This window comes from Nonomuraea terrae, assembly GCF_004348995.1.
GTDB lineage: Bacteria > Actinomycetota > Actinomycetes > Streptosporangiales > Streptosporangiaceae > Nonomuraea > Nonomuraea terrae.
The window spans coordinates 1-9787 of the sequence record NZ_SMKQ01000275.1; the positions used below are offsets into that span (position 1 = coordinate 1).

10 protein-coding genes are annotated in these 9787 nt (G+C 69.3%); 4 read left to right on the top strand and 6 right to left on the bottom strand.

Features of this window, described 5'->3' with window-relative positions; genetic code table 11:
• The first annotated feature begins 110 nt into the window (after positions 1-110).
• Complete coding sequence (locus E1286_RS43080) at positions 111-473, top strand: MerR family transcriptional regulator (protein WP_132622532.1); 363 nt, start codon at positions 111-113, stop codon at positions 471-473.
• A 269-nt stretch (positions 474-742) separates the two neighbouring features.
• Here E1286_RS43080 and E1286_RS48550 read toward each other — a convergent pair whose 3' ends face one another.
• Together E1286_RS48550 and E1286_RS43085 are read right to left on the bottom strand one after the other, a co-directional pair.
• Entirely contained in the window at positions 743-907 is a 165-nt protein-coding gene (locus tag E1286_RS48550; RefSeq protein ID WP_165970175.1) for a hypothetical protein, read from the bottom strand.
• A 45-nt stretch (positions 908-952) separates the two neighbouring features.
• Positions 953-1642 (bottom strand): TetR/AcrR family transcriptional regulator, encoded by a 690-nt coding sequence (locus tag E1286_RS43085; RefSeq protein WP_132622534.1) that lies wholly within the window; start codon positions 1640-1642, stop codon positions 953-955.
• A gap of 60 nt (positions 1643-1702) precedes the next feature.
• On the opposite strand from E1286_RS43085, the gene E1286_RS43090 reads away from it, so the two are divergent.
• Positions 1703-3142, top strand: a complete 1440-nt coding sequence (locus E1286_RS43090) for an MFS transporter (protein WP_132622536.1) — start codon at positions 1703-1705, stop codon at positions 3140-3142.
• Positions 3143-3446: 304 nt separating this feature from the next.
• Here the strand turns inward: E1286_RS43090 and E1286_RS43095 are convergent, their stop codons facing one another.
• Together E1286_RS43095 and E1286_RS43100 are read right to left on the bottom strand one after the other, a co-directional pair.
• Positions 3447-4136: a TetR/AcrR family transcriptional regulator gene (locus E1286_RS43095; RefSeq protein WP_132622538.1), complete on the bottom strand. Its 690-nt coding sequence runs from the start codon at positions 4134-4136 to the stop codon at positions 3447-3449.
• Between the two features lie 36 nt (positions 4137-4172).
• Positions 4173-4922, bottom strand: coding sequence for a TetR/AcrR family transcriptional regulator (locus E1286_RS43100; RefSeq protein ID WP_132622540.1), 750 nt, complete (start codon positions 4920-4922; stop codon positions 4173-4175).
• A gap of 50 nt (positions 4923-4972) precedes the next feature.
• Here E1286_RS43100 and E1286_RS43105 point away from each other — a divergent pair, with 50 nt between their 5' ends.
• Complete coding sequence (locus E1286_RS43105) at positions 4973-6007, top strand: ATP-binding cassette domain-containing protein (protein ID WP_132622542.1); 1035 nt, start codon at positions 4973-4975, stop codon at positions 6005-6007.
• Positions 6004-6777 (top strand): ABC transporter permease, encoded by a 774-nt coding sequence (locus E1286_RS43110; protein ID WP_132622544.1) that lies wholly within the window; start codon positions 6004-6006, stop codon positions 6775-6777. Before E1286_RS43105 ends, E1286_RS43110 begins: the two co-directional genes overlap by 4 nt.
• A 34-nt stretch (positions 6778-6811) precedes the next feature.
• On the opposite strand, the gene E1286_RS43115 is transcribed toward E1286_RS43110, so the two are convergent.
• Together E1286_RS43115 and E1286_RS43120 are read right to left on the bottom strand one after the other, a co-directional pair.
• Complete coding sequence (locus E1286_RS43115) at positions 6812-7414, bottom strand: TetR/AcrR family transcriptional regulator (RefSeq protein ID WP_132622546.1); 603 nt, start codon at positions 7412-7414, stop codon at positions 6812-6814.
• Between the two features lie 7 nt (positions 7415-7421).
• A complete protein-coding gene (locus E1286_RS43120; protein WP_132622548.1) occupies positions 7422-8972 on the bottom strand; it encodes an MFS transporter in 1551 nt (516 codons plus the stop codon).
• Positions 8973-9787: the final 815 nt, after the last annotated feature.

The window sequence follows — 9787 nt, forward strand, 5'->3', positions numbered from 1 at the left end:
CCCGATCCCCGGCCCCGCCCCCACGATCACCGCTCCCGGCATCATCGGCTCCTTCCTCGTTGTTGCCGTGACCGTAAGGTGTCACATCGATGTGAAGGTCAAGGGAGCGCATGAGGATCGGTGACCTGGCCCGCGAGACCGGCGTGAGCCGGCGGCTGCTGCGCTACTACGAGGAGCAGGGGCTGCTGCGCCCGCTGCGGCTGGCCAACGGCTACCGCGAATACGGCGAGGCCGACGTGGCCGCCGTGCGCCGCATCCGCGCGATGCTCGCCGCCGGCCTGCCCACCGCGGTCATCGCGCGGCTGCTCGACTGCGTCCACGACGACGGCGACCGCCTGGTGCCGGAGGCCTGCCCCGGCATGATCGCCGGCCTGCGGCGGGAGCGCCGCCGCATCGCCGCGACGATCGAACGGCTCCAGGCCTCGCAGCGGGCGCTCGACGGCATGCTCGCCGCCGCCGCGGAGCACCGCTGACGGTCAGGGCCGCGGGTCGGTCCGCGCCTGTCCGGTGGCGGGGTCGTACGGCACGGAAAGGTGCTGGCGCCCCGCGCCGATCCGCCGTACCTGTGGCCTCGACGTTGCCGGCCCTTCATGTCGCTGCCAAGCTAGCGCGCTTGGCCTGAAATGCTCGTGCGGTATGACCGAGATGGACCGGTGCGTGGCGTGCGGCAGTGAGGCCGTCGCCCCGGACGGCCGTTGCTGGGACTGCGGTGCGCCGCAACCCGCGTTCCGCGCGCACATGCTCACGGCAGACCGCGGGGCGCCAGGGTCAGCGATCGGGGCCCGTAGCGGGGCGTGAACGCCGACGCCCCGGCCCCGACCGGCGCGGGCGCGTGGACGGTGGGCGTGGTCGGCTGCCGGACGACGGGGTCGCCATGCCGCTGACCGAGGACGACACCGGCGGCCACGAGTGAGTTGTCGTCCCTGCCGTACGCCGCCGGCAGGCATGTGACTTATCTGCGTCTTCCAACCCAGAAATCGACCCATTCGTCCCATTGAGGGGTGGGTGCGGCGTTCTCCCCGCGTCTCGGTCCGGCCGAGGCCATCTCGCGAAGACCTGCCAGCAGCGGCTCCAGCAGCCTCTGGGTGTACCTGACCACCGTGGCCGGATCACCGGGAAGCGCCCCCCGAAGATGAATGATGATCAGCAGAATGTCGGTGGTTCCGTAGTCCTCCGGGATCTGCTTGCAGCTTCGGGCCACGTCGACCACTCGCTGCAGCGAGTCGCGCATGCGGTCCGCGGCAGCGTGGACCTCCGGAGGGTCGGGTACGTGGCCGCCGAGGATGGAGACGAGCGGCCCGAAGGAGTCGACCTGGTAGCGGTTGAGAAACGTGGTGAACACGAGCTCCGCCGGGACCTGCTCGATGCAGTCCTCCGCGATCTCGCGGATCTGGTCCATCGCCGCGATCTGCAGTGCCTGCGCTAGCGCCTCTTTGCTCGGATATCGCCGGTAGAGACTGCCGATACCCACTCCCGCGCGTTCGGCGATGGCCGACATCGGGGCCGACCAGCCGCGCTCGGTGAAGATCTCTTTCGCGGCGACGAGGACGGCGAGGTCGTTGGACCGGGCTTCGCGGATGCGGCCGGATGTCTGGCGGCCAGGTTGGGTCTGACGTGCAGCGGGAGGCGAATTGACATCCATACGGCGACAGTATCAGGATGTTTCGGAACGGAATATCCGTTCCGATTGAAAGGGGAATATATGTCCAGCTCGACCGCAGAGGTGCCAGAGGCGGCCGTCCTCACGCCCGCCGGCGATGCTTCCGTCGCCGAGAAGCACGGCCGCATGGTGGTGGCCCTCGTTCTCGTCGTGCTCGTGTACGCGTTGATGCAGACGATGCTCGTGCCGGCTCTGCCGATCCTTGGCTCGGACCTCCACGCGGGACTCAGTACAAGCGGGTGGGTGCTCACGTCATATCTGCTCACGGGCTCGGTTCTCGCCCCGATAGCAGGATCATTCGGAGACCGGTTCGGCCATAGACGAGTGCTCATGGTGGTTCTCATCGTCTTCGCGATCGCCACGTTCGCGGCGGCGTTCTCCTCCACCATCGGTTTTCTGATCGCATGTCGCGCCGTGCAGGGGATCAGCACCGCGGTCTTCCCGCTCGCGCTGGCGATCGTCCGTCGCCGTTTGACCGGCAAGGCGATGAGTACGGGGATCGGGTGGATCTCCGGCGTGCTCGGGCTTGGTGCGGGCGCCGCTCTCGTCATCGGCGGTGCCATCCTGAGAATCTCCAGCTGGCAGGGCATATTCGTCTTCGCCGGAGTACTGATCGTCGCCAGTCTCGCCTTCGTGGCCATCTGGGTGCCGCACGCTCCCCGAGCCGAACAGGCGAGCAAGACCGACTACGCGGGCGCCGCGCTGCTGACCGCGGCGCTCGTCAGCCTGTTGCTGGGTATCACCCAGGGCCCGTCCTGGGGCTGGGCCGCCGCGCCCACCCTGCTCCTGTTCGGTGGAGCGATCGTGGCCTTCGTCCTTCTCGTCATCGTCGAACGCCGTGTGACGACACCGCTGGTCGACGTGAGATCACTGATGAGGCCCTCGCTGGCCATCGCCAACGCTCTCGTTCTGGTGAACGGCTTTGTCTCCTACATCATTTACGTTTGTCTGCCGAGCATCCTTGCAGCCGATCCCGGCACCGGTTACGGGTACGGGTACGACGTCCTCCGCACCGGTCTCGTTCTTCTCCCATCTGCGATCTGTGTGTTCGTCGGCGGCCGCGCGGCTCCCGCTCTGCTCGGACGCACAGGTCATCGTCCGAGCATGGTCGTCGCCATGGCGAGCATGGGTCTCGGCGCACTCGGTCTCACGTTCTGGCCGGCTGCGATGTGGTCGATACTGGCGTCGTTCTGCGTGCTGAGCTTGGGTATCGGCGTGGGCATCTCGGTGATCTCCCAGATCATCGCCCGAGTCGTGCCCGTCGACGAAGTCGCCGCAGCCAGCGGATTGAACACGGTGCTCCGGTCGGTGGGCTCCGCCTCGGGTTCCCCGGTGGCTGCCGCCATCCTGATCTCAGGAGTCGGCGGCACCACCTCGACCATCCCCCTTGCCAACTATCAGCATGCCTTCGCCCTCGCTGCGCTCCTCTCCGTCGCCGCAGTGGGGCTCGCGCTCGCACTCAGAATGCCCGCGAACCGCTGAGATCCTTCGACGATGTTGGAGCTCGGTCAGTCGGCGCCGGCAGATGATTCCGCAGGCGAGGCCGAGGAATGCTTCGTGGACGTCGTCGCGGATTCACCTGCTTGCGGTACTTTCCGCGGTCGTAGTCGCGGTCGTAGTCGCGGTCGGCGTAGATCGTGTCGGCACGTTGCCGGGGTTCAGCATGTTGTCGAGCCTTCCTCGCGCCGTGATCGACCGCAGAGGTGGTCAACCTATTCCAAGATCTTTTTTGCCAGGCATTCCTATGCCGTCGATGCGGGTGCGACGGACAACGCGACCGTGCTGCTCATCCCCGTGACCCCTGAGAACCCGGCGGAAGACGATGGGTGATGCCGTCGAGGACGAGGTCGAGCCCGAGGAGGAACTGGCCGTCGAAGTCGGCGTTGTCCACCTGGGCGATCCGGCCCAGGTCGGAGACGTGTTCGCCGAGGTGGGCAACGACCCGCTCGCGGATCTCCGCATCGGCCGCGGGCGTGCGGACCTTCGCCCACCAGATGTTCTCGCTCGCCACGAAACCGTTGACGTACGAGCTCAACGCCCCCACGGCGGCGAGGAGGACGGGACCGCTCAGCCCCGCGTCGGCCAGGGCGGTGTAGACGAGGCGGGAGCGGGCCAGCGCGTTCGGCCCGATCAGGGGCCGGGTGGCGGTGAGGGCGGGCACCCAGGGGTGGCGGCGCATGACCTGCCTGCTCTGGGTGAGCTGGCGGACGAGAGTCTCGCGCCACGATCCCGCCGGCTCCGGCGCGATCTCGCCGATCACCTCGTCGAGGGCGAGGTCGAGGACGTCCTCCTTGCTCCGGACGTACTCGTAGAGCGACATCGTGCCCGCGCCGAGCCGTGCGGCCAGCGCCCGCATGGAGAAGCCGGCCACGCCCTCGGCGTCGAGCAGGGCGACGGCTCCCTCGACGATGCGTTCGCGCGACAGCCGCGGCTTGCGCGGGCGGCTGTCGTCGCGAAACCAGATGGTCTCCGCCATGCCACGCCTTTCCGTGCACCGTACGGAAAAATCGTACTAACGAGGCTGTCGGCGGGCGATCAGTCGTTCGACGCCGTCGAGCAGCAGGTCGAGACCGAAGCGGAAATCGGCGTCCTCCACCCAGCCCTCAGCCCCGCCGAACGCGCCCGACCGCACGGCCGCCGCCAACGCCGGGTACGCCTCGGGGTCGAGCACCTCGGCCAGCACCTCGCCGTAGTCGGAGGCGCCTTCGATCCCGGACCCTTCGAGCTCGGGAAACCCCAACTTGGCGGTGTGCTCCAGCGCCGCGTCGGTGAGCGCGTAGCCGGTCAGGGTGCTCGCCACATTGATCTTCTCCCCGTCGTCCAGGCCCGTGCCGGCCAGCGCGGCGATCGCCCGGTCGAGCCAGAGCAGCCGCCGCGGGCCCATCGGAGGGGCGTACACGGTGATCGAGAGCACCCAGGCGTGCTGGAGGATGAGGTCGCGGTGGGCGCGCGTCCACAGGGCGAGATAGTCGCGCCAGTGCATGCCCGCAGGGTCAGGCGGCTCGGGGGCCACGGCGTCTGCCATGGCCGTGAGCAGGTCTTCCTTGCTGTCGACGTACCGGTAGAGCGCCGTCGCCGCGACCCCCACCCGGGAGGCGACGCCGCTCATCGACACGGCGGCCATACCCTCCGCGTCGGCGATCTCGATGGCGGCCGTGGTGATGGTGTCCAGGTCGAGCCGGGGCCGCGGCCCTCTGCGCGGCATCGGCTCACGCCCCCACATCCGCTGGACCACCGGGGGCAGCGACCGTTCCTGCGCCATGCGAAATCCTCCTTGACCGCTCCCTAGGATTCTGCATTACTGTAAAAACTATGAACGCCATACACAGTAGGCCATTCACAGATGCCATTCTGGCACGGGGGCTGACGAAGTCGTTCGGCGGCACGCGGGTGCTGAACGGGATAGACCTGACCGTGCCCACCGGTTCCCTCGTCGCCCTGCTCGGGCCGAACGGCTCGGGCAAGACCACGACCGTACGCATCCTCACCACGCTGCTCCCCCCGGACGGCGGCACCGCCACCGTGGCGGGTCACGACGTCACGCGGGAGGGCGCCGCGGTACGGGCCGCCATCGGGCTGACGTCCCAGCAGGCCACCGTGGACGAGCTGCTGACCGGGCGGGAGAACCTGGAGCTGTTCGCCGGGCTGTGCCACCTGGGGCGGCGGCAGGCCCGGCGCCGGGCGGACGAGCTGCTCGAACGCTTCGACCTCACGGCCGCCGCCGGCCGCCGCGCGGGCGCCTACTCCGGCGGGATGCGCCGCCGGCTCGACCTGGCGGCCAGCATGGTGGCGGCGCCGCCGATCCTGTTCCTCGACGAGCCCACGACCGGGCTCGACCCGCGCAGCCGCGCCGAGCTGTGGGCGGTGATCCGCGAGCTGCTCGCCTCCGGCACCACGATCCTGCTCACCACGCAGTACTTGGAGGAGGCCGACCAGCTCGCCGACCGCGTCGTGGTGATCGACGCTGGACGCGTCGCCGCCGACGACTCCCCTGCCGCGCTCAAGCGCCAGGTCGGCGCCGAACGCCTGGTGCTGCGCCTGTCCCGGGCCGAGGACCTGGCCCACGCGACCGCCACCCTCTCGACCGTCGCCCTCTCGACCGTCGCCCTCTCGACCGTCGACCATCCCGCCCTGGACGCCGCCGGGACCCGGGGGCTGCCTCCCGCCGACCCGAACCTCCGCCACGACCCTGTCTCCCAGGAGGTCACCCTGCCCGTGCAGAGCCCCGACCACCTGCGCCGGGCGCTCGACGCGCTGCACCACGCGGGCATCGCCGTCGAGCACGTCGAGCTGCGCACCCCCACCCTCGACGACGTCTTCTTCGAGCTCACGGCGGTGGCGGCATGAGCGCCCTGACCGCGGCCGGCGACCTGCGCCGCCTCGTCGTCCGTGACCTGCGCCGGGAGCTGCGCCTGCTCGACGGCCTGATCGTCAGCACGGTCGTGCCCGTGATGATCATGGTCGTCTTCGTGTACGTGTTCGGCGGCGCCATCTCGACCGGCTCCAGCGGGCTGGCGTACATCGACTTCGTGGTGCCGTCCGTGCTGCTCATGTCCGGCGGGTACGGCGCCGCGCTGACCGCCGCCACCGTCGCCGACGACCTGAACGGCGGGATGATCGATCGTTTCCGCACCCTGCCGATCGGCGGCTGGGTGGTCCCCGCCGGGCACATCGTGGCCTCGGTGATCCGCAACGTGGCCTCGGCGGTCATCGCGCTGGCCGCCGCGCTCCTGCTCGGGTTCCGGCCCGCCGCCACGCCGGCCGAGTGGGCGCTGACGCTGGCCGTGGTGACGGGGTACGTGCTGGCGGTGGCGTCGCTCTCCGTGGTGTGGGGACTGCTGGTCAAGTCGACCCAGGCGGCGGGGGCGTTCAGTTTCGTGGTGCTCTTCCTGCCGTACCTGTCGGACGGGTTCGTTCCCGCCGAGACGATGCCGGAGGTACTGCAGGGGTTCGCCGCCAACCAGCCGATCACCCCGATCACCGAGACGCTGCGGGCGCTGCTGCTGGGCCTGCCGATGGGATCGTCGGGAGCGGTGGCGGCGGCCTGGATGGGCGGCGCCGTCGTGCTCAGCCTTCCGATCGCCGCGCTGCTCTTCCGCCGCAGAACCGCCTCGTGACCCCGTCGCCCTCCGTTCCGGCGGCGGGCGCCGGTTACGGGGCCATCCCGGCCAGGGCGGCGTCCACGATGCGCTCGGGCAGATCGGCCGGCAGGTCTCCGGCGGGGCCCCACTTGGTGTGCCAGAGCATGGTGCCGGAGATGAGGGCCATGCCCATGTCGACGTCCAGGTCCGGCCGGAGCTCGCCGGTGGCGACGCCGCGTTCGATCACCTCGCGCATCGCCTGCCTGCGGGGCTCGATCGCGCGCTTGATGAAGCGCTCGGTCAGCCGGGGGTGGCGGTCGGTCTCGCCCATCACGATGTTCATCACGCAGCGACTGCGGGCCATGCCCGACTCCTCGCGCATCGCGTCGAGCAGACTGATGAGGTCGTCACGCACGGACGTGCCGGTGAGCGGCGGCACCGGGGCCTTGAGCGTGGAGAGGGCGTCGACGACGAGGTCTTCCTTGTTGGACCAGCGCCGGTAGATCGTCGTCTTGCCGACGCCGGCCCTCGACGCGATCGCCTCGATGGACAGCTCGGACACTCCCATGCCCTCGCCGATCAGGTCGAGCGTCGCCTCGATGATCGCCTTCTCGGCCTTCTCACTGCGCGGACGGCCCGCCGGGCGGGCAGCCCCTGATTCCTGGATCGACATGGCGGCCTCACACTACCGCTGGTTCCTTCTTCGCCGCGTGCTTGGCGACACGCACCTTGCCGGGCATCCACTTCGCCACCACCGCGACGCCCAACAGTGCGATCAGCGCCGATACCAGCGCGGTGATGTGCATGCCGTTGAGGAAGGCGGTGAAGGCCGGCTGGACCAGCGCCTGGCCGTCCTGACCCATGGCCTGGGCGGCGCCCATGGTCGCCATGATCGACTCACCGGCCGCGTGCCGGGCGTCGGCGGGCAGCGCGGTCAGGGCGGGCGCGATCTCGCCCCGGTAGCTGGACGACAGCACCGAGCCGAGCACGGCCACGCCCAGCGCGCCGGACACCTGGCGGACCGTGTTGCTCATCGCCGAGCCGACCCCGGCCTTCTCCTGGGGCAGTGACTCCATGATGGCGGTGGTCGCGGGCGGCATGATCATGGCCATCGCGGTGCCCTGCACGAAGAAGATGATCTCGATCATCAGGATCGGGGTGTTCTGGTCCATGACCGCGTAGCTGGCCAGCACCAGCGTCAGCACGACGAGGCTCACGGTGGCCGACAGCTTGGCGCCGAACCGTTCGTTCACCCGCTGGCTGAGCGGCGCGAAGATGAGCTGCGCGGCGGCGAACGGGATCATCAACGCGCCCGCCTGCAGCGGCGAGAAGCCCAGCACCAGCTGCAGGTAGAACGTCAGGAAGAACATCCCGCCCATCATCGCGAAGAAGACGATGCCCATCATGCCGATGGCCGAGCTGAACCGCACGTTGGTGAAGTTGCGCACGTCGAAGACCGGGTGGTCGATGCGCCGCTCCCACCACACGAACACGCCGAGGACGGCCACGCCGACCAGCGTCGGCACCAGCACCTGGGCGTTCGCCACGGTGGCCAGCTCGCCGCCGCGGATGATGCCGTACACGAGGGCCACCAGGCCGATGATCGACAGCAGCACGCCCACCGGGTCGAGCCTGGACGGCTTCGGGTCGCGCGACTCCGGTACGAAGCCGGCGATGAGGATCATGGCGATCACGACGATCGGCACGTTGATCAGGAAGACCGAGCCCCACCAGAAGTGCTCGATCAGCAGGCCGCCGGTGATCGGGCCGATGGCCACCGCCAGGCCGACGCCGCCGGCCCACACGCCGATCGCCTTGCCGCGCTCGCCGGGCGGGAACACGTTCGAGATGATGGCCAGCGTGGCCGGCATGATCGCCGCGCCGCCGATGCCCATCGCCGCCCTGGCCAGGATCAGCTGCATCGGATCCTGGGCGTAGGCGCTGGCGAGGGAGGCCAGGCCGAACAGCGCCATGCCGATGAACAACATCCGCTTGCGCCCTGTCCGGTCACCGATCACGCCGAAGGTGAACAACAGACCGGCGAACACCAGCGTGTAGGAGTTGATCGCCCACTCCAGCTCGCTCTGTGTGGCGCCCAGGCCGACGGTCTCGTCGGCGATCGTCTTCATCGCCACGTTGAGGATCGTGTTGTCCAGCACGACCGCCAGCAGGCTGAACACCAACACGCCGAGGATCCCCCATCGGCGTGGATGCCCCGAGTTCGGGTCCATGGAAACGTCCTTAATTTCGATACGTACAAGTTTCGCAACGACACCGTATCGCAATCCATTCCGATACGCAACGGTCTCGTTTCGTAAACCAAAGGTGAACACGGAGGACGTGACAACAGACGTTCCGTAAATGGACACCCCGGCGAAGTGCGGCCCACCACCGCAGCGCGGAGCCCTCAGCCCCCACCTACGCTCAACCGCACTCGCGAGTGAGCCGCAGCAAGTGTCCCCAACACCCCCCTTGGGCCCCACATTCCCCAGAATCCCGAACGAGACCTCCCTCACACCCCGAACGTCCCTCCACCGGCGCCGAGGTCATCGGAACACGCCAGGCAGCACCCGGTACGCACACTCCTGAACGGACACCCGTGAATCCTGAAAGACGGTCACGTGGCCCCCGCCACACCTCCCAAGACGGCGTTTCCAGGCCGCCCGGGAACGGCATCCCGCACCCCTACCCCCGACACCGCACACGACGCCGAGGAAACCAGCGCACCACCCACGCCCGAGAAGACCAGCGGCCGACGTCCCCGTACACCGTCAGCGACCGCGGGCCTCCTCGGAACGTGCCCTCAGATCACTCGCCGGATGCACCCGCCGCGACCGCCGACTCGGCGGCCTCCGCGGTCGGAGCCGGAGCGGCAGGTGCAGGCCCCGCCGGGTCGGGTCCCCTTGGTGCAAGTGCGGCCGGAACCGGGACGGCCGACGTCGGTTCGGCCGGAGCCGGAACGGTGGACGTAGGCGCGGTCGGTGTGTCGACCGGCGGGGCAGGAACGATCGGCGCAGGAACGGCCGCACCGGGGACGCTCGATGAG